Origin of the sequence: Amantichitinum ursilacus (assembly GCF_001294205.1) — a bacterium.
GTDB lineage: Bacteria > Pseudomonadota > Gammaproteobacteria > Burkholderiales > Chitinibacteraceae > Amantichitinum > Amantichitinum ursilacus.
On the sequence record NZ_LAQT01000005.1, the window covers coordinates 89,932 to 116,217 of the forward strand.

At 63.2% G+C, this 26,286-nt stretch carries 22 protein-coding genes; 8 read left to right on the forward strand and 14 right to left on the reverse strand.

Translation table 11 applies throughout. The annotated features are described in order from the left end of the window. The first annotated feature begins 9 nt into the window (after positions 1 to 9). From WG78_RS07785 to WG78_RS07815, 7 genes are all read left to right on the forward strand, one after another. The gene (locus tag WG78_RS07785) at positions 10 to 750 is read left to right on the forward strand and encodes an SDR family oxidoreductase (RefSeq protein ID WP_053937236.1); all 741 of its coding nucleotides are present in this window, start codon (positions 10 to 12) and stop codon (positions 748 to 750) included. Positions 751 to 804: 54 nt separating this feature from the next. Further along, complete coding sequence (locus WG78_RS07790; protein ID WP_053937237.1) at positions 805 to 1,017, forward strand: tautomerase family protein; 213 nt, start codon at positions 805 to 807, stop codon at positions 1,015 to 1,017. Positions 1,018 to 1,194: 177 nt separating this feature from the next. Beyond that, positions 1,195 to 2,802, forward strand: a complete 1,608-nt coding sequence (locus tag WG78_RS07795; RefSeq protein ID WP_083458858.1) for a DUF2138 family protein — start codon at positions 1,195 to 1,197, stop codon at positions 2,800 to 2,802. After that, positions 2,799 to 3,482, forward strand: a complete 684-nt coding sequence (locus WG78_RS07800; RefSeq protein WP_053937239.1) for a DUF1175 family protein — start codon at positions 2,799 to 2,801, stop codon at positions 3,480 to 3,482. The genes WG78_RS07795 and WG78_RS07800 overlap by 4 nt, the downstream gene beginning before the upstream one ends. Positions 3,483 to 3,544: 62 nt before the next feature. Further along, positions 3,545 to 8,092 carry an MG2 domain-containing protein gene (locus tag WG78_RS07805; RefSeq protein WP_161805084.1) on the forward strand — a complete coding sequence of 1,516 codons (4,548 nt, stop codon included), beginning with the start codon at positions 3,545 to 3,547 and terminating at the stop codon, positions 8,090 to 8,092. After that, the gene (locus tag WG78_RS22675; RefSeq protein WP_161805085.1) at positions 8,073 to 8,468 is read left to right on the forward strand and encodes a DUF2300 domain-containing protein; all 396 of its coding nucleotides are present in this window, start codon (positions 8,073 to 8,075) and stop codon (positions 8,466 to 8,468) included. The genes WG78_RS07805 and WG78_RS22675 overlap by 20 nt, the downstream gene beginning before the upstream one ends. Beyond that, on the forward strand, positions 8,465 to 9,268 hold the full coding sequence (locus WG78_RS07815; protein WP_053937242.1) for a YfaP family protein: 804 nt from the start codon (positions 8,465 to 8,467) through the stop codon (positions 9,266 to 9,268). Before WG78_RS22675 ends, WG78_RS07815 begins: the two co-directional genes overlap by 4 nt. Here WG78_RS07815 and WG78_RS07820 read toward each other — a convergent pair. Together WG78_RS07820 and ybiA are read right to left on the reverse strand one after the other, a co-directional pair. Beyond that, positions 9,259 to 10,152, reverse strand: coding sequence for a phytanoyl-CoA dioxygenase family protein (locus tag WG78_RS07820; RefSeq protein ID WP_053937243.1), 894 nt, complete (start codon positions 10,150 to 10,152; stop codon positions 9,259 to 9,261). The two genes, WG78_RS07815 and WG78_RS07820, sit on opposite strands and share 10 nt — an antisense overlap. Positions 10,153 to 10,254: 102 nt before the next feature. Next, positions 10,255 to 10,809, reverse strand: a complete 555-nt coding sequence (ybiA, locus tag WG78_RS07825; protein ID WP_053937244.1) for a riboflavin biosynthesis intermediates N-glycosidase — start codon at positions 10,807 to 10,809, stop codon at positions 10,255 to 10,257. A gap of 143 nt (positions 10,810 to 10,952) precedes the next feature. Between ybiA and WG78_RS07830 the strand changes: the two genes are divergently transcribed. Then, on the forward strand, positions 10,953 to 12,485 hold the full coding sequence (locus tag WG78_RS07830; protein WP_053937245.1) for a SulP family inorganic anion transporter: 1,533 nt from the start codon (positions 10,953 to 10,955) through the stop codon (positions 12,483 to 12,485). Positions 12,486 to 12,488: 3 nt separating this feature from the next. Here WG78_RS07830 and WG78_RS07835 read toward each other — a convergent pair whose 3' ends face one another. From WG78_RS07835 to WG78_RS07890, 12 genes are all read right to left on the reverse strand, one after another. Further along, positions 12,489 to 12,827 (reverse strand): DMT family transporter, encoded by a 339-nt coding sequence (locus WG78_RS07835; RefSeq protein ID WP_053937246.1) that lies wholly within the window; start codon positions 12,825 to 12,827, stop codon positions 12,489 to 12,491. 121 nt (positions 12,828 to 12,948) lie between these two features. Then, complete coding sequence (locus tag WG78_RS07840; protein WP_053937247.1) at positions 12,949 to 13,227, reverse strand: hypothetical protein; 279 nt, start codon at positions 13,225 to 13,227, stop codon at positions 12,949 to 12,951. Further along, positions 13,220 to 14,665 (reverse strand): radical SAM protein, encoded by a 1,446-nt coding sequence (locus WG78_RS07845; protein WP_053937248.1) that lies wholly within the window; start codon positions 14,663 to 14,665, stop codon positions 13,220 to 13,222. Before WG78_RS07845 ends, WG78_RS07840 begins: the two co-directional genes overlap by 8 nt. Before the next feature lie 18 nt (positions 14,666 to 14,683). Beyond that, a complete protein-coding gene (locus tag WG78_RS07850) occupies positions 14,684 to 15,241 on the reverse strand; it encodes an SEL1-like repeat protein (protein WP_053937249.1) in 558 nt (185 codons plus the stop codon). Continuing rightward, the gene (locus tag WG78_RS07855; RefSeq protein ID WP_053937250.1) at positions 15,238 to 15,915 is read right to left on the reverse strand and encodes a tetratricopeptide repeat protein; all 678 of its coding nucleotides are present in this window, start codon (positions 15,913 to 15,915) and stop codon (positions 15,238 to 15,240) included. Before WG78_RS07855 ends, WG78_RS07850 begins: the two co-directional genes overlap by 4 nt. After that, entirely contained in the window at positions 15,906 to 16,685 is a 780-nt protein-coding gene (locus WG78_RS07860; RefSeq protein ID WP_236691999.1) for a prolipoprotein diacylglyceryl transferase, read from the reverse strand. The genes WG78_RS07855 and WG78_RS07860 overlap by 10 nt, the downstream gene beginning before the upstream one ends. A 114-nt stretch (positions 16,686 to 16,799) precedes the next feature. Further along, a complete protein-coding gene (locus WG78_RS07865; RefSeq protein ID WP_053937251.1) occupies positions 16,800 to 19,652 on the reverse strand; it encodes a bpX6 domain-containing protein in 2,853 nt (950 codons plus the stop codon). Further along, on the reverse strand, positions 19,636 to 21,453 hold the full coding sequence (locus tag WG78_RS07870) for a hypothetical protein (protein ID WP_053937252.1): 1,818 nt from the start codon (positions 21,451 to 21,453) through the stop codon (positions 19,636 to 19,638). The genes WG78_RS07865 and WG78_RS07870 overlap by 17 nt, the downstream gene beginning before the upstream one ends. Then, positions 21,450 to 21,881, reverse strand: a complete 432-nt coding sequence (locus WG78_RS07875; protein WP_201782394.1) for a bpX5 domain-containing protein — start codon at positions 21,879 to 21,881, stop codon at positions 21,450 to 21,452. Before WG78_RS07875 ends, WG78_RS07870 begins: the two co-directional genes overlap by 4 nt. An 8-nt stretch (positions 21,882 to 21,889) precedes the next feature. Next, the gene (locus tag WG78_RS07880; RefSeq protein WP_053937254.1) at positions 21,890 to 23,011 is read right to left on the reverse strand and encodes an AAA family ATPase; all 1,122 of its coding nucleotides are present in this window, start codon (positions 23,009 to 23,011) and stop codon (positions 21,890 to 21,892) included. A 136-nt stretch (positions 23,012 to 23,147) separates the two neighbouring features. Beyond that, the gene (locus WG78_RS07885) at positions 23,148 to 24,047 is read right to left on the reverse strand and encodes an alpha/beta hydrolase (RefSeq protein ID WP_053937255.1); all 900 of its coding nucleotides are present in this window, start codon (positions 24,045 to 24,047) and stop codon (positions 23,148 to 23,150) included. Further along, positions 24,047 to 26,278, reverse strand: coding sequence for a TonB-dependent siderophore receptor (locus WG78_RS07890; RefSeq protein ID WP_053937256.1), 2,232 nt, complete (start codon positions 26,276 to 26,278; stop codon positions 24,047 to 24,049). Before WG78_RS07890 ends, WG78_RS07885 begins: the two co-directional genes overlap by 1 nt. Positions 26,279 to 26,286 lie beyond the last annotated feature (8 nt).

The window sequence follows — 26,286 nt, forward strand, 5'->3', positions numbered from 1 at the left end:
GAGAACTCAATGACTACATCCAACCAACGCGTCGCGCTCGTTACCGGCGCCTCACGCGGCATCGGCCGCGCAGTGGCAGAACGTCTGGCCACAGATGGTTTCGCTGTCGCGGTTAATTACGCTGGCAATACCGCTGAGGCGCAAAAAACCGTCGAGCAGATCAAGGCTGCAGGCGGCCAGGCCGTCGCCATCCAGGGCGACGTGGGCAATCCGCAAGACGTAGCGCGCTTGTTTGATACCACGCAACAGACGTTCGGCCGCATCGATGTGGTGGTCAACGCCGCTGGCAGCATGCCGATGGCCCCGATCGACGAAGCCAATCTGGATGCATTTGATAGCGTCATCGCCACCAATCTGCGCGGCACGTTTCTGGTGTTGGCGCAGGCGGCCAAACGGCTGGGCGATGGCGGTCGCATCATCGCGTTTTCGACCAGCGTGCTGGCCAAATCCTTTCCCGGCTATGGCCCGTATATCGCCAGCAAAGCCGGGGTTGAAGGCCTGGTGCATGTGCTGGCCAACGAAATGCGCGGGCGCAATATCACCGTCAACGCGGTCGCGCCGGGGCCGGTGGCCACCGAGATGTTCTTCAAGGGCAAAAGCGAAGAACTGATCAACAACATCGCAAAAATGAACCCGATGGAGCGTATCGGCCAACCCGCAGAAATTGCCTCGGTAGTGTCGTTTCTGGCCGGCCCGGATGGCGCGTGGGTCAATTCGCAAGTATTGCGCGCTAATGGCGGCTTTGCCTGAGCGGCCGCCGCGTCATTCCCGCAACCACAACACGATTAATCAAGGAGCATCACCATGCCGTTTGCTAATTACAAGTTTCCTGAAGGCACGCTGGACCACGCCCGCAAAGAAGAAATCATCCATCGCACCACCGCAATGTTCGTCGAGATGTTTGGCGAAGGCGTGCGGCCGTTTTCGATGGTGTTGGTGGAAGAAGTGGCCGATGGCGGTTGGGGCCGCGCCGACGAGACGTTGACGCGTGCAAAGATGGGACTGCCGCCGCGCTAATCCAGCGAACACAGCAAGCCATCGGGCCCTGCATAGCGGGCCCTTTTTGCGTTTTTACAGCGCACGTGTAGTTTTTTCCACAACGCCGCGCCGCGTACGCCACTGACTGCAAGCGCAAGAGTAGACTGCCTGCCAGTTCAAGATGAGCTGACACAGATTACTCCCAAGAGTCGCGAAATGATTACAAGAAAGCAGGCGCTGGGCGGCCTGGCAGCAGGTGCTCTGATCGTAATAACGGCGAGCTGGCTTTGGTGGCAACACCGCACGCCCGCGCTGCCGCCCGTGCCGCAAACGCCCATCGTCGCCCTGCCCCAAGGCCTGCAAGCGCCCGATGCCGTCATCGCCACGCCCGATCTGGCCAGCCTGCCGCACGCCTTGTTAAGCCTGCCGCTGGCCAACAAGGTGCTGACCGAAGACATGGTCGATTATTACGAACACCATCCCGATCGACTGGGTATCGAAGGCAGCCTGCGCCGTATTGCGTACGAACATGATCTAACCCTGCAAGACCGGCTATTGGCGCGCTTGCTGGCGCAACCGGCCGAAGTCGCTTTCTGGAAAAGTGACGATGGCCGCTTGGGCCACTGGCTGATCCGCATGCGGCGCGACGCGCTGTCGTCAGCGCTGTCGTGGCTGGCCAAAGTGGCGCTTAGCGACAGCCAGCTGAAGGCTGAAGGTGAAATCAAGGTGGGCAACAGCACTGAACCCATCTACCGATTGGAATACGGCGCGGGCGAAAGCCTGTTGCTGGTATCGCATGGTCCGCAATTGCTGGTGATGTCGGATGACGCTTTGCTCAACGGCGACCGCTTGGGCGACAGCGCGGACTGGGCGCCGTTGCTGGGCAAGATGCTGACCGACCACAGCGCCAATCCGCTGCTGCAAAGCTTTGGCGTGCAGGCCTCCGCGCAAGGCAACACGCTGGCGGTCAGCACGCGCTATCTGTCGTTTGGCTATCAACAATTGTTTTCCACGGTACGGGCGCTGCGTGCGGATTTTTCGGCTGAGGCGTGGTCGACACATGTATTGCTGGACGGCAAACACGCGTGGGATGCCAAGCCATTGTTCGACGCGGCCCCCAGCAAAGCCGCGCTGTGTTTGTCTGCCCCCGTGGAATGGGCCCGGCTGGCGCCGTCGAGCAAAGCGGCTGGCATCGAGGCAGGCTGGCTGACGCAACTGGACCCCACCGCCGCCATTTGCTGGTATCCCGATGCATCGCTCTACAGCCCGCTATTGCTGGCGCGCACGCGGCAACCGGGCCAGTTTGCGCAGCATGCGCAACAACTGTTTGACTGGCTGGTGGCGACGCAAGGCGATAACGCCGAGGACGCCCCCGCGCCATCCACGCCCGCTGCGCAACGCTGGCAACGGCGGGTGGCGGCGGTCGATGGCGAATTGTCGGATGCGCAAGGCCGCTACTTTAATGTCAGCCTGGCCAGCGCGGGCGACACCATCGTGTTTTCGCCCAGCGCGCAGCTGGTCGATCTGGCCTTGCAGGTGCAGGCGCGCAAATACCCGGCGTTATCGGACCAGTTTGACGCCAACGCCCAGCTGCAGGGCTATTCCAACCCCGCCGCGCTGTCGCAATTGCTGCAGAAATCGGTGATGGCCACCTTGCCGGGCAAAGAACAGCAACCATTGCTGCGCCAGGCTGCCGTCACTTATCTGTTGCCGCACGTTAAAGCCATCGGCGAATTCAAGCCGCTGCAATGGCGCGTGCAAACCGGGGCGGACAGCCGTCAGCCTTTGCATTGGGATGATCTGCTGTGGCAGGACGCGCCATGACCCCGCGGTTGCCCGCGCTGGCGCTGGCCTTGGCGCTGGTGCTACCGCTGTCACTGGCGCGGCCCGCTGCCGCAGCGCCCGCCGTTGCGGCCAGCGCCGCCGCCGCGCCGGGCATGCTGGGTGCCGAGCAAGCACGTGCGTTTCGCGCCTGGTTTGTGCGGCTGGTGAGCGAGCAATTGCGCCAGGGTCCCACGCCGCGCTGGCAACAGCGTGATTGCGCTGGCCTGGTACGCTTTGCCGTGGCCGAAGCCTTGCGTCCGCACGATGCGCGCTGGTTGCAGCAAAACGGCATCGCACTGGCCACCGTGCCGCCCGAGGTCAATCTATCCGCCGCGCAACGCAGCGCGTTGTGGCAGCAATGGCGCACGGCCGACCAGCAGCGCGCCGCCTACGTGCCCGCGTTTGCGCTGATCGAACACAACAGCCATCTGGTTTCGCACGATATCAACCAGGCGCAGCCGGGCGATCTGCTGTTTTTTGATCAAGGCGACGACCAGCATCTGATGGTGTGGACCGGCCGTTACATCGCCTATCACACCGGCACCGTTACCCCGCGCGACAACGGCATGCGTGGCGTCAGCGTCGAGCAGCTGATGCGCTGGCCCGACAGCCGCTGGTGGCCGGTGGCCAGCAATCCCAATTTTATTGGCGTATTCCGCCTGGGCTTTTTGCCGGGCTGATGACCATGCTGATTCCATTTTCTGGCGCGCCGCGCCGCCCGCTTCAACCGGATCACACCCTCATGAAATCGTTGTCTGCCACCCGCGTTGCCGCGCGTGTTTATCTGACTATTCGCGCGCTGGTCTTCGCCAGCCTGGCGCTACTGCTGATGCTACCCGCCGCCAATGCCGCGCCGCTGCAGCAAACCGGCGGTCCGTTCTACCTGTTGGCGGATTCCGGTTTTTCCAGCAAAGACACCGCGACGGTACGACTGGAAGCCAGCACCTACGACGCCCAGCCCTATGGCGGCGTCGATATCGCCGTGTACAGCGTGCCCAAGCCCATCGAGTTTTTGCAAAAGCAGAAAGACCTGCATCGCATCGATATCAAAACCGAATATCGCGGCGACGGTGCTGCCAATGCGCTGACGTTTTTATGGGATGAGTGGTACGCGCGCTCGCGTGCCGCATGGCAACGTATTTTCTCGGCGCAAAGCCGTACCGAAGTGGTGAAAGCCGCGCCCGCGCTTAAAAGCACCACGCTGCCGCGCACGCCCGCCTATAAAGCGGTGCGCCAGTACAAGTTGCTGCCCGGCTTTCCGCTGGTGACGGAATTCCGCTATCCGCTGCATCTGGCCAAACCCATCGACCCGCGTGCCGAAGCGCGGCTGCAAGGCAGCAGCAGCGAATTCGGCGAGCCCGCAGGCGGCAATGTGCGCATTCCGCTGGGCCAGCTTGCGCCCGGCTTGTATATCGTCGAAGGCCATCTGGGCAGTTATCGCGCCGTCACTTTGCTGTTTGTGTCCGATAGCGTGCTGATCACCAAGGTGTCGGGCCAGCAAATGCTGGCGTGGACCGCCGACAAACAGACTGGCGTGCCGGTGGCCGATGCCGCGCTGTCCTGGAGCGATGGCAACGGCGTGCTTAAATCGGGCAATACCGACAAGAACGGCCTGCTGACGCTCGAGAAAACCGCGCCCGAGCAAAACTATGTGTACGGCACCGACGCCAAGGGCGGTGTGTTTGTGGCCGAGAATTTCTATTACCCAGCCGAAGTGTTTAACAGCAAGTTGTATATGGTCACCGACCGCCCGCTGTACCGGCCCGGCGATAGCGTGCAGATCAGCATCAAGGCGCGGCATTTTGATGGCGTCAGCAAAGTGGGTGCCATCAAACCCGGCCCGGCCATGCTGGCATTGCGCGACCCCGCTGGCACCGATCTGCTGGCGCAAAAGCTGAACCTGACCGCCGATGGCGCCATCGCCACGGTCAAGTTGCCCAGCAACGCGGTGGCCGGTGGCTACAACTTGCGCGTCAACTTTGAAGACAGCGTGTACGCCGCCCCCATCCGCGTGGCCGAATACAGCAAGCCGCATTACGACGTGGAATTGCTGCTTGATCGCGACACTTATAAAGCCGGCGAGCGCCCCAGCGGCACCGTCCGTTTGCGCGCCGCCGATGGCACGCCTGTGGCCAATGCCAGCGTTGAACTGGTATTGCGCAGTCAGCCCGCTTCGATGGTCAATGGCGAGCCCGCCTACCAGGGCGCATTTCCGGTCAAGGTAAACCAGGACACCATCGAGCTGGACGGCAAAGGCGAAGGCCACTTTGCCCTGCCCGCTGCCAACCAGCCCAGCCGCTACATCATCAAAGTGATCGCCAGCCAGCACGGCGATTACCCGGTCAGCGCCAGCCGCGAAATTCTGGTGGGCGATGTCAAAGCACGCTATCAATTGCAGCCGGATCAGCTCTACACGCTGGAAAACCAGGCACTGGGCGTCAAGTTGGTCAATGTCTGGCCCGGCGCCAGCAAAGCCGTGCGCTGGCAGGCAGTGCGGCTGGAGGATCGTAGCGTGGTCAGCGGCGCAATCAGCGGTGATCGTTTCAGCGCCACGCTGGCCAAGGCAGGCAGCTATCAGATCAGCGCATTGGATGCGGCTGGCCAGTTGCTGGGCCAGCTCAGCCACAGCGTTAGTGGCCCCAATCTGAAAGCCGGCATCGGCGCGGTCAGCATTCTGTTTGATCATGAGCGCTACAACGTCGGCGACACCGCGCGCGCCGTGCTGACCTTTCCCGAAGACGTCAGCGATGCCTTGTTAAGCATCGAAATGGAAAACGTGCAGCAGGTGTCCACGCTGCAAAACCCGGCGGGCTGGCTCAAGCTGGCCCGAATCAACGCGCACCAATATCAATTGCAGATTCCGGTAACGGCTGCGTTCCGGCCCAACGTCACCTTCTCGGCCCTGTACGTTAAACACGGCGTGCACACCTTTGCCAACCGGGGTTTTGCGGTGGCGCTGCCGGCCGTGGCGATTGCCATCAAGGCCAACCAGCCGGTGTACAAGCCCGGCGACACCGTCACGCTGGATATCGATACCCGTGTGGAAGGCAAGCCCACCGCCGCCTTGCTTAGCCTGGGCGTGGTGGATGAGATGGTGTATTTGCTGCAGCCCGAAATCACGCCCGATATCGGCGACTTTTTCTATCACCCGCATCGCGACGCAGTGCGCACCAGCGCCAGCCTCGACTTTTACAGTTATGACCTGGCGTTCTCACCGCGCGCGCGCGCCGATGAGGGCCAGTATCACGATCGCTCCACCAAAATGCTGGTGCGACCACGGCGCGACAATATCGACACCGCATACTGGAACGGCCAGCTGCGCACCAATGCCAACGGCCATGTGCAGATCAAGTTCCGCATGCCCGATGCGTTAAGTCGCTGGCGCGTTACCGCACGCGCCATGACGGCGGAAGGCGTGGTGGGCCAGCAAATCAACTGGCTGCAATCCGATCTGCCGGCCTACCTGGAATGGCGCGGCCCGCGCCGTTTTCGCGAAGGCGACGCGCCCGCGCTGACATTGGCGGTGCATAACCAGACGGCGGCGGGCGCATTTAGCCTGGTCACGCATTACGGAACCGCCGCGGCGCAAACCCAGCCGCTCACCCTGGCGCGCGGCACCCAGTTTGTACCGCTTAACCTGGGGCCGTTGCATGACGACAAAGTATTGGTCGAGCTTAAACAAGGTGACCGCATCATCGACCAGTTGCAGACCGGCATCAGCCTGCAACCGGCGGACGACAGCCGCAGCGTGACGCGTTTGCTGACGCCACAACAAGCCAGCAGCCCGGCCGTGCCGGACGATGCGCGCAATATCCGGCTGCGCGTGCTGGACAGCGAAACGGCTGCGTTCAGCAAAGTGCTGGATCAGCTGATTGATTATCCATATGGCTGCGTCGAGCAGACGTCCAGCCGCCTGTTACCGTTAACGCTGGCGTACCAGCAACTGGCCGACCAGCCGGCACGTCAGGCGGCCTTGCGGGATCGCATCAGCCAGGCGCGTTTACGATTGCTGCGCATGAGCGGGCCGGACGCCCAATTTGCCTGGTGGGGCGACGCCACGGCCGCCAGCCCCTTGCTGAGCGCCTATGCGCAACTGGCTGAATTGCGCGCCAGCCAGGCCTTGGGCGTGCCGTCACGCCTGCAGGAAAAATCCGCGCTGATGGCGCTGTACGCCAAGTCGGCCGACAAAATGACGCTGTCCGAAACCGCCTTGACCTTATGGCTGGCGCAACAAGCGGGCGAGCCGGTGCGCACGCCGTTAAAGGGCCTGCTGGACCGGTTGGCGCAGCACGCTGCGCCGGCCAAAGATGTCGATAGCGGCACGCTGCTGACCGATCCGGACTCGGCGCAAAGCACCGCGCTGGCGTTTGCACTGGCGGGCAAGATGGCAGCGCAGGAGCACGCCGCAGTGACGCCCGCATTGGCCAGCGCCATCGCCGCCAGCCAGACCCTGCTGACAAACAGCAAGCTGCCGTGGTTGCAAGCGCTGGCGCTATACAGCACCGGCAAACGGGGCGACAGCGCGGCGTTGCTGGCCCAGCTTTCCAGCGATGCACCCACCTTCGAGCGCGCGCTGGCTTTGCTGTGGCTAGAGCCCAAACTAAAAACCGCCCAAGCCATTACCGCGCAACCCTCCGCGCCGTGGCAAAGCCAGGCCACCGCGACCGGATCGCAACAATGGGCGTGGCAAGGCCCGGCCGCAACGCTGAATCAGCAAGGCATCAAGCTGAGCGGCGCGGCTGCTGGCACCGCCCGGGTCGAACTGGACTACGACACCGCGCAAGACACCCGCAGTACGTTGCCGATCAAGGTAGTGCGTCGCCTGTACGAGCTGGTGCCGGGCAAAGCCGAATCCACCTATACCGCCAAACTGGTGCCGTGGGGCAAGCCGTTGTCTGCCCAGCGTTTGTATGTGGATGAGATTGAGCTGCAAGCCGACGCGGGCAAATCGCTGCGCTACGGCATGGTCGAAACCGCATTGCCGCCGGGCGCGATGGCCGAAGAACAGCATTGGGGTCTGCAGATCGACAATCTGGACGGCCAGGCCACTTACACCGGCGAAGACGGCGAAGAAAAAGCCACGTTGCCGGTGCAGCCGCTGCAGGAACGTCCGCTGGGATATGCGCAGCCGGTGCCCTGGCTGCAAGACAAGATCGTGCTGCGGCAGATTGTGCGCTTTAGCCAGAGTGGCCACTTTATGCTGCCGCCCGCGCGCCTGTTTGGCATGTACACGCCGCAAGCCGTGGCCTTTGAAAACGGAGGCAAGCGCCATGAAGTGGATGTGCGCTAAGGCCGCCTTCGGGCTGGTCAGCGTTGTGCTGGCGGGCAGCGCCGTGACCGACCAGCACGTCGCGCGCAATCTGCAATGCGAACCCGCGCCGCAGATTGCCGCGCGGCTGGCCACACTGGCGCAGCAATGGCAAGCGCGGCTGCGGCAAGAACCCGGCTACGCGCCGGTGCCGCAAATCGTCGTGTGCCTGGCGCGCTCGGGCTTGCCGTTTGCCGACCAGAAACACATGCGCATTTATGTACGCCCGCTAGACCAGGCCGATGCGCAAACCACGTTGGCACATGAATATCTGCATCTGGCGTTTGCGCGTTACCCAAGCGGGCGCGACGAAGCCTATATCGAGCGCCTGGCGCAAGAACTGGTGGAACAACCATGAAACGATCAAAACGCCTGCTGGGCGCGTGCCTGCTGTTGAGCTTTAGCGTTAGCCACGCCACGGGCGGCCTCGAAATCGATGAGCCCGCAGGCGGCTGGCGCAATACCGCGGGCAAATCCGAGCGTTACACGCAAAACGTGGTGTACCCGGCCACCTTCGTCAACACGCCGGAAGGCCAGAGCAAAATGGCGCTGATCCGTGGCCACATCGGCAATCACCCCAAAGCCGCTGGCGACAAATCGGCCGACAAGCCGTATCGCATGCTGGTGAACGGCGTGCCGATGCCGCTGCGGGTGGATGAAGACGGCACCTTCTCGCGGCCCTATTCGTTTGGCGCGGGCGCGAACAGCGTAGCCATCAGCAGCCCGGATGGCCGCGAGCACGCCGAGACGCAGTTCTACGACAGCAATAAAGACCGCATTTCGCCCAGGCTGCGCGTGGTGCTGTCGTGGAGCAGCAATAACACCGACCTTGATCTGCACGTGGTGAGCCCTGACGGCCAGCATTGTTATTACGGTGACCGCGTGGTCAAGAACGGGGGCGCGCTGGATGTGGATGTCACCTCGGGCTACGGCCCGGAGATCTACGCCAACCCGTCGCCACCGCCGGGCCGCTATCTGGTTTACGTCAACTATTACGGTGGCTACAGCCGCGATGGCGCGGCCAATCGTGAGATTACCGTGGCGCAGGTCAGCATCATCAGCAACGAAAACACGCTGCACGAAAAGCAGCAGATGATCCGCGTGCCGATGCGCAAGCCGGGTGAGCTGACGCTGGTGGGCAGCTTCGTTTATCCGTAAACCGGCTCGTCCAGCAAATGCGCCGCAATCTGCGCCAGCCCGGCGTCGCCGCGATGGAAATGCTGGTAGCGCTGTAACTGGCGCGCGATCAGCTGCATGCGCTCGGCAAAGCTGGGCAGGTGCTGCGGATCAAGGCAGAACTCGGCAAACGCCGGCTCGTCGCCCCGCTGGAATTCCATGGCCAGGCTGATGCGCGGCAAAGCATGGCGTGGCGCGGTGCGCGCGCCCCAGTGCAGCACCGCTTGCGTCCAGGCCAGCACACTGCCGGCGGCGGCGGGCAAGGCGCGGATATCGCCCAGTTGATAGCGCATCTGCATTTCGTCGGCGGTGTTATACACCGGGTCACGATCGGCGGGCACCACGTACATGCAGCCATTTAATGGCGTGGCGTCAGTCAGCGGCAGCCAGATATTGATCGCCTTGGGGCGGCCATCGGCATACAGCGCCTTGCGGCCCAGATCGCGATGCGGTTGCCAGCCGCTGTCGCCGGCAGCGGGGTCAATATGCCAGGCCCAGAAGTTGGGCATTGCGCCATACCCATCGCCCAGAATGCGCGCCAGCGCGGGTTGCAGCTTGGCAAACAGCAGCCAGAACTCGTCATACACATAAGCAAATACCGGCGGAATGCGTGCCTGGCGCAGCGCGTGGATCAGGCTGGCCATATCCAGTAGCGGCAGTTGCCAATCCATCGGTCCGGTCTGGACATACCCTTCGTGCACGATCAGATCGTTAAGGTCATCCAGCGCAGCGGCGTCCAGCGCCAGCGGCGTGGTGTTGCTGTGCCAGAACGCGGCGTCGGCCACGTGCAGATCGGGCGCTAGCGACTGCCAATGCGATAGCGTGCGCAGGCGCGCGAGATCATAACCACCGTACAAGCTGTCCATGCGAAGCGTATCCAGAGCGTGAATTAACAGGGGCGTGAGCCATAGCGTAGAGGATTTACCCGCGCCTTCCACGCCCCTGGCGCGACAGATTTGTATCTGCCATCAACCTGCGGCCAACTGCGCGCGCACCTGCATCAAGGCAAAGCCCAGCAGATTAAGCCCCTGCCACTGCGTCGGGTCTTGCGCAGCCGCCGCGTCCGCCGCCAGACCAATGCCCCAGATGGCGTCCACCGGGCTGGCTTCCACCAATACCTGCGCGCCAGTGCCCAGCAAAAACGCACGCAATTCAGCGTTCTGATCAAACTTGGCCAGGTTGCCGCGCACCACAATGTCAAAGCGCTGTTGCTGCCATAGCGCGCTATCAAAGCCACGTACCTTGCGGCCCAGCGCTTTGACGGCGGCGGGCGTGCTGGCCACGATAATCTGCTCGGCAATTTCGCTGTCGCCAAACAAGGCCGCTTTCTGCGCCATCATGAAATGCTCGGCCGTGGGGTAATGCCGTCCGTCCACTGTAAAGCCGACGTCATACCACTGGCTAAAGCAACTGGCGGTTACGCCATCACGCCCCGGCTGGTGCCCCCAGAAAAACACCATCCCGGGCCGTTCGCCCGCATTCCAGCGCGCCTGCAGCGCATCAAGCCACTGATTGTCTTGCATAAATTCCTCGCATCTTCCGGCCCCGGCGCAGTCGCGCCAGCCGCGATCATACCTGCCCGATCGGCGTAACTGCTTGCCGCGTGCAATGATCGCCCAAGGCGCGTGCTGTACCATGCGCCTTCAATTTTTGCCGCAGTGCGCCCATGTCCGTCTCCTTCCCCGCCGCCCCCACCCGCTTGCAAGACATCAAACAAAATGTGCTGGCCGGGCTGACCTCGTCCTTTGCCCTGGTGCCCGAGTGCATTGCGTTTGCGCTGGTGGCGCAGCTCAACCCGCTGATGGGCCTGTACGGCGCGTTTTTTATCTGCACCATCACCGCCTTGTTCGGCGGTCGTCCGGCGATGATTTCGGGCGCGGCGGGCTCGATGGCGGTGGTGATTGTGGCGCTGGTGGTGCAACACGGCCCGCAATATCTGCTGGCCACGGTGGTGTTGGGCGGGCTGATCATGATGCTGTTTGGCGCGCTGCGCATGGGCAAGCTGATTGCCATGGTGCCGCATCCGGTGATGCTGGGCTTTGTAAACGGCCTGGCCATCATCATCGCCATGGCGCAGCTGGAACACTTTAAACAGCCTACGCCGCAGGGCATGCAGTGGCTCAGCGGCAACCCCTTGCTGATCATGCTGGGGCTGGTGGCGCTGACCATGGCGGCGGTCTACCTGCTGCCCAAACTCACGCGCGCCGTGCCGCCCGCGCTGGCGGCCATCCTCGGCGTGGCCGTGCTGGGCGCAGTGGCCGGCATTCCCACGCGCACGCTGGGCGACATGGCGCATATCGCGGGCGGCCTGCCCGTATTCAATCTGCCCGCCGTGCCCTACACGCTGCAAACGCTGCAGATTGTGTTGCCGTACGCGGTACTGATGGCGGTGGTTGGCCTGCTGGAAACCCTGCTCACTTTCAATCTGACCAACGAAATCACCGCCAGCCAGGGCCAACCCAATCGCGAATGCCTGGCGCTGGGCGCGGCCAATGTGGTGTCCGGCTTTTTTGGCGGCATGGGCGGCTGCGCCATGATCGGCCAGACCATGATCAACCTGGGGTCGGGCGGCCGCTCGCGGCTATCCGGCGTGGTCTGCGGCGTGATGATGTTGCTGTTTATCCTGTTTCTGTCGCCGTGGATTGAACGCATTCCGCTGGCCGCGCTGGTGGGCGTGATGTTTGTGGTGGCGCAGCAAACCTTTGCGTGGGGCTCCATCCGCCTGCTGGGCAAAGTGCCGCGCAGCGACGCCTTTGTCATCGTCGCCGTCACCGTCATTACCGTGTTTACCGATCTGGCCGTGGCCGTGCTGTGCGGCATTTTGATTGCCGCGCTCAACTTTGCCTGGCAACACGCGCGCGAAATCCGCCGCGATGTGCTGGATGGGGCCGCCGGCCAGCGCACCTATACGCCGCACGGCACGCTGTTTTTTGCCTCCACCAGCCACTTTCTGGCGATGTTTGAACCCGCCGCTGACCCGCACGACGTCACGCTGGATTGCCGCCACCTGCACCTGGCCGACCACTCCGCCATCGCCGCGCTGGAGTCGCTGATCGAGCGCTATCAAAAATCCGGGCGCACCTTGCGCGTCACGCATCTGTCCGAGCGCAACCACGCGCTGTTGCGCAAGGCTGGGGTGATGCTGGCCACGCACCCCGTCGCCCCAGCGCATTTGCAACCGGCCGAACGCGCCCTCTGACATTCAGGCACCGCTGGCGCTCAGGTTCAGCAGCACTATCCCCGCAATGGTGGTGCACAGCCCCAGCGCCTTCAGCCCGCCCATGCTGTCGCCAAAGCAGACCACGCCAATCAGCGTGGTCATCGCGGCGCTGCCGCCCGCCCACACGGCGTAGGCCAGGCTCATTTCCAGACGTTTGGTGGCCAGCGCCATCAGCCAGATCGCCAGGATGTAGCACAGCGCGGTAATGATGGACGGGACGATGCGGCTAAAGCCGGCGGAGAGCGTCAGCGCTGCTGTGCCGAGGGATTCGGCGGCAATGCTGGCGACAAGAACAAGCCATGCGGCTTGGGTAGAAACCATGGGGCGCACCTCGCGAGCGTCACGTTTATACCGAACGTGCAAGCAAGCGGGAGAAGGTGGCGGTACCCCGGAGCCGCCAACATAATCAACGAGCATGACATTGGCAAGCGCCGCAACGCCGTCACTGGTCCGGATCAGTTGCATCCATCTGCGTCTGATCCCGCCAGCCACGGCGGATCGAACGCGCCAGGGCAAAGCAGGCCAGGCCAAAGCTGACCGCCGACGCCGTGCCGATGACGGCAAAAACCAACCCGCCGCCCGCGCCGTCAAACAGCGGTTGCAACGCGCACAAGCCCGAACCCAAGGTAATAAGCGCGCACAGCAGCAACAGCAGCGCCTTTAGCCCCAGCCACACCGCAAAGCAGATGCGCTGCAACGTGGATTTGCGCGGCTCAGTCATGTTGCACCAGTGCCAGTTGCCGATAGCGCGTTTGCTGGCTGATTTCGCCGCGAATCTGCTCCAGCAGTTGCTTGCGCCCGCCGCGATAAAACAAATTGAACGATTCAAACGGAATCAGTTTTCCATCCGCTTGCGCGATATGGATGCAGCTTTTCTTAAGCGCGCGGATGTCCAGCGATTGCGCGTCCATAAACTGCACGATCAGCACGCGAAACACATTCTGATATCCCAGCTCCACCGGCGCCTGCACCTTGGGTAAACAGCACATCAGATCGGCCAGGCAATTGGCTTGCGATTCCGGCGAATGGTTGGTGGAAAACAGTTTGAACACCTGTTCTTTCAGCATCGGATCATGCTCAAACACGATGGTGTTGCGCGCGCCTTCCACCAGCGTGGCCGGGTCAACAAAGCGCGTCAACGGCACCACGTCGCCCTCCAGCTTTAACGCATACGCCATCGCCAGCGTGTCGGGGTTGCACGGCACCGGGATGACGTCGTCCAGCGTAAACAGCCCGGATTGTTCGGCAATGCGGCGGCGGATTTCCGACACCGTTAGCCGGTGCTGCGCCGCGTCGTAATCCAGCACGCGGCCCGCATTCTGGATGGGCTGCAGCGTTACACCGCGCACGCACGGTTGTTTGAGGCCAAACTGGATGATGTCGCCGATCTCATCATCGTTCAGGCCTTTTTTGAGCGTCACCACCAGCGTGGTCGAGATATTGAAACGGTTGAGATTATCCAGCGCCTGCTGCCGAATGCCGCGTAAATCGGCGCCGCGCAAGGCGTGCAGCGCTTCGGGCTTGAACGAATCAAACTGCAGATAGATTTCGAGGCCTTTGCCATAACCGGCCAGGCGTTCACAGAATTCGGGCTCGCGCGCCAGTTTGATGCCGTTGGTGTTGATCATCAAATGACGGATCGGGCGTTTGCGTGCTTCGTCCAGAATGTCAAAAAAACGCGGATGCAAGGTCGGTTCGCCGCCCGACAACTGCACTACATCGGGCTCGCCCTCGTTGGCCACCACGGCGTCCAGCATGCGCACAATGTCTTCAAAACTATGGTGCTTTTCCACGTGCGGGCCGGAGCCGGCATAACAGGTGGGGCATTGCAGATTGCACTGGTCCGTCAGCTCGATAATCGACAGGCAGGAATGCTGCATATGGTCCGGGCACAAGCCGCAATCGTATGGACAGCCGTATTGCATCGACGTATTGAACTGCTGCGGCATCTCGGGCTGTTTAACGTAGACCTCACGACAGGCGCGATACCAGGCCACATCGTCCGCCATCAATACACGCTCGGTGCCATGCGCCGGGCACCATTTGTCCATGTAGACGTGGTTGTTCTTGAACAGGATTTTGGCTTCCACCTGACGCAAGCAGGTGGTGCAGACCGAACTGGTGGTGTCGTAAAACGTATACGGACGATTTTTTGCCATAAGGCCGGATATTCCTGATCAGGGCGCGGGCGCATCAAGGCGCGCGGCCCAGGCTTGCGCCTGACGGTGTGCGGTTTCGATTTGTTCGGCGCTAAGTGTGTTGTCGGGGCAGGCCTGCCACGCCAGCCAGCCCCACTTGCAACTTTCCAGCCGGCTCTGCGGCGGCTGATAATGCGCGCCATTCCAACGCGCCAGCGCGGCATAAGCCTCATGGCTGTTCTGCGCCGCGGCGCGCAATAACCAATAGCGCGCCGCTGCCCCGCCGTCCGCGTTATTGATCAGATCACCGTTAATGCGATTCAGATAGCGTTGCGCCACGGTCACTTGCGCTTGCGCATTGCCTTGTTCGGCCGAGGCCAGCAAATAGCTGAAGCCGGTGTCGTCGTCGCGCTTTAATGCCCGATAGTTGTAGCCCAAGGTAGCGCCCAGCTGGTACTGTGCGGCCGCATCGCCCTGCTCCGCCCGAGGCAAAGTATCGCTGAGCGCAGAGATATCCGGCGCGGGCAGTTGCTGCACCGACACGCATCCGCCCAGCGCCAGCGCGGCCACACAGGCCAAGGCCATAGTGCGCATCATCGTTTCAGCTCCCGCAGCAGTTGCGCGGCCCGCAGACGCGCCTGGGGCTGATTTGCGGCGGGTAATCGCGCCAGCACACGCGCGGCATCTTCGCTGCTGTCGCTGGCGATGTACCACGCGTAGGCCTCGACCTGGCTGTCTGGCGATGCTTCTTTCAACTGCGCCAAGCGCCACGCCGCAAAGCGATAACCGCTGCGCGCCGCGTGCTCGTACCAGCGCATTGCGGCGGGCAGGTCTTGCGGCAGCACGGCCCCGCTGCTGAGCAGATCGCCCAGCCGGTACGCCGCTACCGGCGTCTGCGCCGCCGCTTGTTCCAGCAACGCGCGGCCGCGGGTTTGATCGGGTTGCAAGCCCCACTGGCCTTTCAGCAAGGCATCGGCCAGCATCATCTGCGCCGCGGCGTTGCCATTGCTCGCCGACAATTCCAGATAATGCAGCGCCTGCTTGCTGTCCTGGGGCAAGCCCCCCACGCCGGACTGGTAGCCCAGCGCCATCTGCAACTGCGCCACGGCGTCGCCCTTGTTGGCGGCCGGGCGCCACACTGTGGCGGCGGTGTTGTCGGGCGGCGGGTCCACATTGATGGTGGCGCAACCGATGCCGATGATTGCGCCCGCCAGCACGCATAACGACGCGGCACGCGACAGCGTATTGAATTGCGGTTGGGTCAAAGACATGCCCTCGCTTCCTCTCGTTGCCATTGCAGTGCAGCGCGCACCACCACCGGCATATACGCCAGCAGCCCGATCACACAAATCCACTGAATGCCCGACAGCCCCAGCGCCCACGGATGGAACACCGGCTTGATGCCATCGACCAGCAAACGCCATAGCAGATAGCTGGCCAGCATCAGTTTAAAGCGCAGGCCCGGCACGCGCGCCAAGGCGGGCTGCGCGCGCCACAACAGCAACCCCAAGCCAGCCGCAAACAGGATTTCGTAAAGCTGGGTGGGATGGCGCGCGACGCCATCGCCAAAATCCATGCCCCACCACAGCCGGGTGGGCAAGCCATACGTATCGTCATTCAGGCCCGCCATAAAACAGCCGATGCGACCGACCATGATGCCCAGCAGGATGGGATAAACAAAATGATCGCCGGTGGAGCGCCGGTCTTTGCTGAACCCCTTGGCGATTTCGACCCCCAGCAAGCCGCCGAGCAGCCCGCCCACAATCGATTGGCCGCCCAGCATAAAGGTCAGCAACGTGCCGTTTGCGGGCCACAGCTGCGGCTGATCAAACCAGAACGCCAGCTTGTTGCCCAACGCTGCGCCCGCCAGACAGCCCGCCAGCACCGCATAGTTGCGCCCCTGCAATAACGCCACATCGGCCGCCTCCGCCCGCCGCAAGCGCAGATAAAGCCGCGCCCCCAGCATCATGGCCAGCGTTTCGAACACGGTATGCACAACATGCGCCGCCGCGGGCGCCAATGCGGTGTAGGGCGTTAGCAAGATAGTCAGGCCTGAAGGCAATGGGGGATGCGGCCAGCGCCGCCCGCGCATTGTCCTCCTGTTATTGATGCAGACACCCCGAAATGGCCGGGTGCGTTGTTGCTGGCGTATGGCTCAGACGAGCGTCAAGCTGGCCGTGGCCCCCGTTTCCTCATCCACAAAAAACAAGCGGCCATTAGCGTCGAAGGCCAGCCACCAGTCATTTGAGACCCGCACGCGGGGTACGCCTGCGGGCCAATGCAACGTGCCCTTGATACCCGAATCAAGCGCCACATGAAAACACGCGCTATCGCCCTTCTGATCAACGCGGTTAAACACATACCAGGCGGATCCCAGATGCAGACCCGGCACGGCGGCGGGTTGCGGCACGCCAGGGATCACGACCTTGCCGGTCTCGCCACGGGCCGCCAACACATATTGCCCGGCCTCATCCAGCTCGATGCGGATATCCAGTACACCACCGTGGCGCATGAAATAGCGGGCCGTATGCTCGCCGGGCGGCGACATCTCGCGGCGTTCCTGCAAACGGCGCAGCGGCAGTTGATAGCGCCATAGCTGGTATTCGTCGCGCTCGGCGCGGACCACAAATTGCTCCACCGTGCGGGTCGCGGCAAATGCCACCACCGGCCCTGGCAGGTCGGCCACCTGCCATAGCACCTCGTGCAAGGAATGCGTCACATCCAGCACTTGTACCCGGTTACCTTTGGCCACCGTCCACGCGGCGCCATCAAATTCGTTGGCCACATGATCGAAGTCGCCCATGCCCAGCTCGGTCACCGCACCGCTCAGCAGATCAAGCCGGCTCACGCGCCAGAGGCTGTCACGGCGCGCCAGCGCTAACGCCACCTGTCCGCTCTGGCCAAACACCAGTTGGTCGGCGGGCGCGGCAAAGCGACGCAAGGTTTTGCCATGTTGGTCCACACTGATTGCGCCCGCCTCGCCCAGCGCCAGCAAAAATGCGCCATCTTCCAGCGGCACCGCGTCGCGGATGTCCTGTCCGCCCGCTGCAGGGGCGTCCCAGCGCAACGCGTGCTGGATTCTGGCTAAGGGTCGTGGCGGCTCCGCGGGCACCGGCGAGGTAGGCAAATCCATGCCAAACAGCGGGTCACGCGCCAGCGCGACCACCGCGTTAAACGTCGGCCGATGGTGCGGACTGTGCCCGCGCACCTGGTCCGCCACCCACATCGGCAAGATCGCGCGCACCAGCTGCGCCACCTGCGGCATCTGGCGCCCACCCAGCGTGACCGCAGCTTCGGCCAGCGCCGCGCGGGCTCGCCAGGCGTCCGGGTCTTCCCCCAGCGCCAGCAAACGGGTGTCGTACTGGGTCAAGGTATCCGGCAGCAGGGCCGCACGCATCACCAGAGCGCGCGCCTGCAATTGCGCACCGCCGCGCTCGGCCATCTGCAACCAGTCAGCCGCCCTGGCACGGGCCGATTCAAGGGGCCAGATCACTTCGGCCGCCTGTAACCAATGTCCTTGTGCGGCCAGATGCACGGCCCATTCGCCGCGCAATGTGCGCGCGGCATCGGGCCATTTCTTCTCCATCTGGGCAATGGCGCTGGCAAAGGCGTTGTCGCGCCGGGCAATCGCCACGGCGTATTTCCAGTCACCGGCCAGGCAATACAGACGCACAATGATTTCGGCGGCCATATTCCAGCCCAATGCCAGCGCAGCGGCTTGTTCAAAGCGCTGATGCTTTTCCAGATAGTCGAGCGCTTCAACCCGTACTTCCAGCAACTCGGCCAGCACAAACACGGCTTCGTCGATGCGCCCCTGCCGGTCGAGTTGTTCAAAGGTCTGGCGATACAGTTTGCGCAGATAGACGTTAAGGTCCTCGCCCAGGTTAAAGCTGGCGGCGGCCCCGTTTGCGGCGCGCAAATCCAGGTTCTGTCGCGCGGACGGTGTGCCGAATGCCTGTCCCAGCGACGCACCGTGCGCGCCCAGCGGAATGGCGTGACGCAGCGCCGCGTCCAGATCGCCTTTTTCGAACATGGCCATCATGCGGCGCACATAGGCGGCCTGACGCAGGCCCAGCGCTCGCGACAGCCGCGTGGTCATGGCGATGCGCGCCAACCAGTCACGCCACGGTTGGCGTGCGTCTTTGGCGGCGGCGCGCGGGGGCACCGTTCGCTGGGCTTGCGCGGGGGCCGCGCCGCTCGCAGCGCCGGCATTGTCCCCACTGCCCGCTTTGCCGCGCAAGGCCGCCCATGCCAACAAAACCAGCGGCGCAATCGGTAAGCCGGCGCGAGTACCGGTCTGGCTGACCGCCAGCAACAACACCGCGCCGATCGCCAGCAACACCCCGAGCGGGCCCAGCGGAATATTCCAGCCAGGCAGTGCGCCACCTGGCTGCGGGCCGGAGGTGGCCGGTTGCTGCGCGGGCTGCTGTTGTCGCTGGCGCGCACGTAAAGCCTGCATGAATTCAAGCTGCGCCGGGTCCGCAGGCGCTAGCTTTGCGCCCAGAGCCGCGCGGATATCGGCGGCGGCTTCGGGTACGGTCAGCACCGTGGCGGGCAGCAGCACCTGGCCCGCCCAGGTGTCCACCAGCGGGTAGTTGTCCAGCGCCAACCAGCGCGAAGGGTCCAGTCTTTCCGCTTCGGCAAACTGCAGCGCCTGCACGCGCGCGCCTTGCACAATCCACACATCGGCCCCAGGCAAACGCGCCTGTTCGGTGGGTTCGGGCACGGCGCTGCTCAGCGTCTGTCCCAGCAGCACCAGCGGCGAGCCGGTTTTGATCTGGCTGATATCCAGCGTCTGTGCAAATCGCAACAAATCGCCTTGAGCGAAACGCCAGGCGCTGGCTCCGGCTTGCCAGGCATCCAGCAGGCGCGCCTGGCGTTGGGCTTGATCAAACCAGTCCGCCGGAAACCATAGCGCGGCGATATCGCGGCGACCGCGTAATACGGGCTGACGCACCTCGGCGGCACGCTCGGCCCGTTGATCAACGTGCTCAGGCTGCGGTAGCATCATCGCCTCCCTGGATAAACAGTTTTACGGCGCGGGTGGCTGCGGCATAAACAATCAGCTGGCGCTGCTCGGTCAGCATTGCCACTTGCGCAGTCGGAATCGAGAAGTGATGGCGCACGACCGGCGACGCCAGCGTATGCAATGTCTCCAGATTCTTGCCGTCGTGCAGCGCAAGCACGTCACGTCGGGGGCCCAGCGCCAGCAGCATGGGACCGCCAGCATGGGAAAAATGCAGGCCGATGGCGATCCAGCCCGCAGGCAGATTCACTTCTAGCTGGTCGATACCCCTGGAAGGTGTCGGGGTGGGCAAATACAACATCCAGCTTTCGTGTGGCGTACCCTGCGCGCTACACACCGCGCAACCCGGAAACCGGAATCCGCGGAAATGCCCATTGCTCAGTAACACTCGGGTATCGGCCGTGGCGGCGCACACATCCACCGGCGAACGCTCGCGTTCAAATCCCAAGCGCTCCACTTGCACCCGACCACTGCTGCGCTGCGCCATCGACAAAACGGTGGCAGACATCGGGCTGATGGCCAGAACATCACGTGCCTTGCTCTCCAGCGGACGGGCCGCATGATCATCCGCCGGCGCATCAGCGCAAGTGCTGGCCATCATCAATTCAGCTTTGGACGTCAGCACAAACAAGCGCTGCTGCTTGCCTTGCTTTAGCCATGCCGCATGCAGCAAAGCGGCTGTGCCCGGCGGCGCCAACACCACATCGGGGGGAATGGGCACCTGTGGCATCTGCCAGTGCACGGTTGCATCCTGCTGGCGCAGCACGCCCCCCACCAGTTTGCCGCTAAAGGCCAGCGCCAACGGTTCTGCGCCAGCGGGCCAGCGCTGCTTGCGCGGCTTGCCGGGCGTGTCTTGCGGCCCGCGCGGCACCGGAAATACGATCACGCCCGGCTCGTCCAGCAAACGCACGGCCACGTGGTTACCCGAAGGTGAAATCAGCGGCGCAGATTTAAGGCTTAGCCGCGCTTCGGTGGTGCGTTGGCGCGCGGGCCGGGCGCGCGGGTCAAACTGACCTTTCAACAATCGCCCCGCAATTGGCTCGGGTGGCAAAGCCACTGAGGTTTGGCGTTGGGTGCGGCGTGTCTTGAACGCCACCTCGGCGGCGTCTTGCGCCAGCGCGCGGCCGATGTGCAGCATATGGCTGATCTGCTCAAGCTGCGGCTGGCTGCGCGCCGTCATGCACCAGCATTCAACCCCGGGCGCCTGCAGCGTCTGCAGGTAGACATCCCATGCGGTGCGATCCTGGTCTGTGACCAGCGCCCAGGTACGCAGGCGCAACAAAGCGGCCAGATCTTTGAGCTGGCCAGCTTGCGCCAGTTTGCCGGGCATTTGCAGCACGCCCCATAACAGGCGGGCATCCGCTTGCGCGGCACGGCGCGCCAGCACAATCCATAACGCGATATGCACCAGTCGCGGCGCCCCCAGTTGCAGAGGGCCAACGTCAAACAAAGCAATGATCAGACGGTCGACGCGTTTGACTTTGGGCTGCGGCGCCAGAAACAGATGCTCGCCCATCGCGGCGCGACGGATGAATTCGTCGGGCGCTTCGTCGGCCAGCAACCACTCACTGGACAGCAAGCGGTCATACGGGCCGCGTGTTGCCAGCTGACCCAGACCATCGGGCTCACCCGGCTCCTGCCGCGCCGTCAATGCATTGGAAGCGCCGGTCAGTGCGTCAATCTGGCGCACCATTTCGCCCAGCGCCACAGCAATTTGCGGGTCGAATTGCTGCAGCCAGTGCTGCCACGGCTGCAGCGCCGCCGGTAAGACCAGATCATTCATACGCGCTGGCCCTGCCGCTGCGCCGCGAAATGCGCCAGTTGCGACGGCGACACCGGCACTTGTCGCTGCAGCGGCATGGCCAGCGCGGGCGCGTGCCACAACAGATACGAACCGGCGCCGTAACGGTGTGCCAGCGCCTGCGCCAGCAAATCGTGCGCCATGGTGGGCTCATAGGCGGTGGGCAGCCACAATGCTGGCGCCAGCGGGCTGGGGGCGGCATAGGCCACCCCGCTGATCCACGGCAGATCCCCCTCCACGCCCAGGACCACCAGCACCTCGGGCCCAGCCGTCATGTGCAGCCGCGACTGATGTTCAGCGGAGAGCGCCAGCAAACGGGCATGCAACGCCAGCGCGGTATCGCCCCAGCCCACCGCCGCTGCCGGTGTGGCGGGCTGGGTGGCGGCGCGCCACGTCCAGTTGTGCGTCACGGCGGCCCTCATGCGACTGCGGCAAGCCGCTCAACCAGACCGGACCGCAAGGTGCGCAGGGATTCGGGCAGTTGTTCGATGCTGAAATTGGCGTCGATTTCACGCAGAAGCGCTTCGACATCCTGCGCCGGACTGGCCGCAGCCGGGCTCAGGCACGCCTGTGCCGCATTCTGCAGCCGCGTGGTGCGCGACAACGGCTGTTGCACGGCTTGCTCGCATGCGCTGTACAAGGTGGGGTTATGCGACAGCGCGATCAGATCGCGTAGTACCTCGCGCGCCTGGTTCTGCAAGGGCTGCGTTGGCAACACGTACAACAGCGGCCAGATGTCGGCCTCTTGCGCCTGCAAGCGTCCGGCCAGCACGGCGGCAGCGGCAATCAGCCATTGCGATTTGACAATGCGGCGGTCAGACAACTGGATGCCCGCAGCGCGCAAAGCGCGGATCGCGTTAACCAGCGCGGGCATCGCAGCGGACATATCGACTTGTTTAACGCTGGCGCTAAGCAAATCCAGGCTGGCCAGACCGCCCGGCGTGGGTGCGACGTGTTGCGCAGCCGACCAGCCGCCTGCCAGCATGGCTTCGAGCTGGTCATCGGCAACAGGCGCTACAAACAGATGAATCAGAAAACGGTCACCAAATGCGGCCAGCGCTTCGTCGTCGGGCAAGCCATTGGCGGCAGCCACGCACACGCGCAATGGGCAATGCAGTTGTGTGTGGCCACGGCGGAAACGGCGTTCGTTCAGAATACCGAGCAGGGTATTGAGGATGGCTGTGGAGCCAAGAAACACTTCGTCCAGAAACGCGATATCGGCCTCGGGCAGCATGCCACTGACGTCGGTTTCGACGGTGCCTTCACGCAGTTTCTGCAAGTTGACGGGCCCGAACAGCTCGGAGGGCTCGGTAAAGCGGCCGAGCAGATATTCAAAATAATTGCCGCCCAAGGTCTGCGCCACGCGGCGCACTACGGCGCTCTTGGCGGTGCCCGGCGGCCCCACCACCAACAGATGCTCTTGTGCGACCGCGGCCAGCACAATCAGCTCGGCCAGTTGTTCGCGGCCCACCAGGCCGGTGGTGGCGCTGTGCATGCTGGCGCGCAAGTGGTCAGCGGCGTGTTGCAGTTCGGAAATCATGAGGCAAACCGGTCAATGACAGATGGACTGAGCAGTCTGCCAGAGTGGCCGGGCGCCCTCCAATCGTCGGCGGCGGGCGATGCGGAAATGTTGCAATGGCATCGACTGCGCGATCAGGCAGGCGCTGCAATCTGCCTTACGGGCCTGTCCCTGCGCTGATCCAGTCCAGCGTGGCCCGCAGCGACGCGGGCAGCATCGGGCCGTGGCTCAGGCCAGGAAAGGTCTGGTATTGCAGTTGCAGCCCGTCGATCTGCTGCAGCGATTGCACTAGCGCTTTTGCTGCGGCATCGGCGGCCACGCCCGCGGTCGATGCTGTGGTTGGGCTGGCGGGTTCGGCGTCGCCGCGCATCAGCAGCACGCTCGGCGTTGTGCCGTGCAGCCGTTGCGCCAGCCCTGGCCATTCGGCGACCACCGCGCCGTCGTGCCACCACAGCGAGGGGCTGGCGGCGGCGTAGCGCGTAAACAGCGTGGGCTGGGTAAACAGCGTATGCAGCACCAGCAGGCCGCCGTACGAATGCCCCCACAACGCGGTTTGTTGCGGCGTGATATGCAGGCGTTGGTTTACCTGCGGCTGGATGCGTGTCCGCAACAGATCGAGGAAGGCATCCGCGCCGCCGCTGGGCAGATTGGTCAGCGGATCATGCTGCTCGCCGTTGCCCACGCGCGGGGTGTAATCCATGGTGCGGCCGTTACGGTCGATGCGCTGGGGCGTGGCGTAGCCCAGCGCCACCAGCACCGGCGGCGCGGGCCGTTGCGCCAGCTGGTTAAGCAGCGGCAGGTCCAGCGCGGTCATCGCGGCGTTGCCATCCAGCAGGTACAGCACGGGCGTTTGCGCGTTGACACGGCCAGGCTGGCCCAACCAGATGCGGTAGTGGCGTTGGCCGTCAGCCGAATCGAGGTCAAAGCTGCTGAACTGATACGCGCTGGCCTGGCGCAGCACCGGCGCGTTCATCAACATCTGATCAGGCGAGGGTTTGGCGACGGCCACGCCATGGGCCAGCGCCACCGCCAACCCCAGCAGTTGGAGCGCGCGCATTACAGCGCCGCCGTCAGGCTGGTGTAGAAAGTGCGGCCCGGCTGGTTATAGGTGGCGGCGCCGGCACCCGCGATATTGGTCACACCCTGCGCATTGCCCGCGCGCCACAAGCGCTTGTCGAAGACGTTATCGATGCCGCCCGTCAAACTGAAATGCTTGTTGAATTTGTAGGTGGCGCTCAGGCCGACCAGCGCATACGGCGACAGTTCGGTGGTGGCGGTGCCGGTCACCGGATTGCCGTGGTAATCGTATTTTTTGGGCATCTGTTTGCCGTACCACGTCAGGCTGGCCTGGCTGGACAGGTTCTCGCGCACTTGCCAGTCCAGCATGGAGTTGAGCGTGTATTTGGGCGTCACCGACAGCACGTCGCCGGTTTGTTTATTCTCCGAGACGATCATGTAGGTAAAGTTATTGCTCCACTTGATCTGATCGCCAAACGGCTGCGTATACGTGCCTTCCAGACCTTCGACCAGCGCTTTGGGCACGTTTTCCCATTTAAAGATGCTGGCATTGGCGGTGCTGCCGGTACCGCCCACCGCCGTGCCCACCGGCACCAGGCCCGATTCAATCTTGTTTTTGTAATCGTTGCGGAAATACGTAATGCCCGCCACCACGCCACTCTTGCGGTATTCGATGCCCAATTCTTTATTGACGCTGTTCTCGGCTTTCAGGTCGGCATTGCCTTGCAGATAGCACGCGCTGGTCTGGCCATAGCAACCCTGGCCGTTGCTATACAGCAAATAGTTGGGGTTGAGCTGATACAGGTTGGGCGCTTTGTAGGCTTTGGCGATGCCAGCTTTCAGCGTGAAATCGTCGCTCAGTACTTGCGATAGATTCAGCGATGGGCTCCAGTTGTTGCCGACGATGTCATGGTGATCAAAGCGCAGGCTGGGGGTCAGCATGGTGCCCGGGCGCAGCTCGGCGTTGTCTTCGATAAATACCGAGGCGATTCGGGCGGACGAACTGCTGCTGCGGCCGCTGCTGGTCAGGCCCGCCACGCTGCCACCGGCGGTGGTGGTTTGCGTGTTGCTGCTGGGGTCATCCAGTTTCTGCTCCACCCATTCCGCGCCGACCGTGGCCACTTGCTCCACCCATGCGGTAAACGGCACGTTGATTTCGCTGTGCACAGTGGTGTTGCGCAGCACGGCGGTGTTGTAACCGGTGCCGGAGAAGATGCCTTCGGTGCCGCCTGCCAGCCCTTCCGCCACGCGTGTGTTGCGGGTTTTTTCGTACTGGATATAGCTGAGTTCAGTGCCGAAACCGTATTTGCCGCGATGCGTCAGCGCGTAGGTGTCGCGGTACAGGATGTTGGTTTCATCACCCAGCAGTTTGGTGACGTTGGCATTGGTATTGGTGTTCTGCGTATCGCCGCTATAGATATTGCCCTGGCGGCTGAAACCGGCTTCCAGTTGCAGCGATTGCTCGGGCGTAATCTTCAGGTTCAACTGTGCGTTAACGTCGCGATTGCGCACGCCTTCGCGGCCTGCGGGCAGCGTGCCCACCTGGTTGCCAGTGCGCGCCGATTCGTGGCCCGCGTTGATATCGGCGGCGTCCGCGTCGGTTTTGGCGATATTGCCGTAGATGCGATAGCTGAGCAGTTCCGAGATCGGGCCGCTCAGGCCAAAGTCGGCGCGTTCCGAATCGCCTTCTTCGCTGTGTTGCGCAAACGAGTGGTACAGCGTGACCTGGCCTTGCGTGGTTTTGCTGGCGGCCTTGGTAATGATGTTGATCACGCCACCGGCCGCGCCGTTGCCATAGCGCGCGGCGGCCGGGCCCCGGATGACTTCGATGCGTTCCACTTCTTCGGCGGGCACCCAGTTGGTGTCGCCGCGGCTGTCGCGCTCGCCGCGCCAGCCATAACGCACCGAATTGCGGCTGGACACCGGCTTGCCATCAATCAGGATCAGCGTGTTTTCCGGGCCCATGCCACGGATATCAATCTGCCGATTGTTGCCGCGCTGGCCGCTGCTGGAATTGCCGGTCAGGTTAACGCCGGGCATGGTGCGGATGATTTCGGACAGATCATTGGCGGGCGGGCGTTTCTGGATGTCTGCGGCGGTAATCACCGATACGCCCGGCATCTGTTTGTTTTCTTGCTCGGCCGTGCCGATGACCTGCACTTCCTCCAGCTGCGTGGTGGTGGGCGCACTGGTTTCGGCGGCGTGGCCCAACAGCGGCAAGGCGCTGCACAGGCTCAGCGTCAGTAAGGAAAAGGGCGGTAAGCGGCGCATGATCGGTC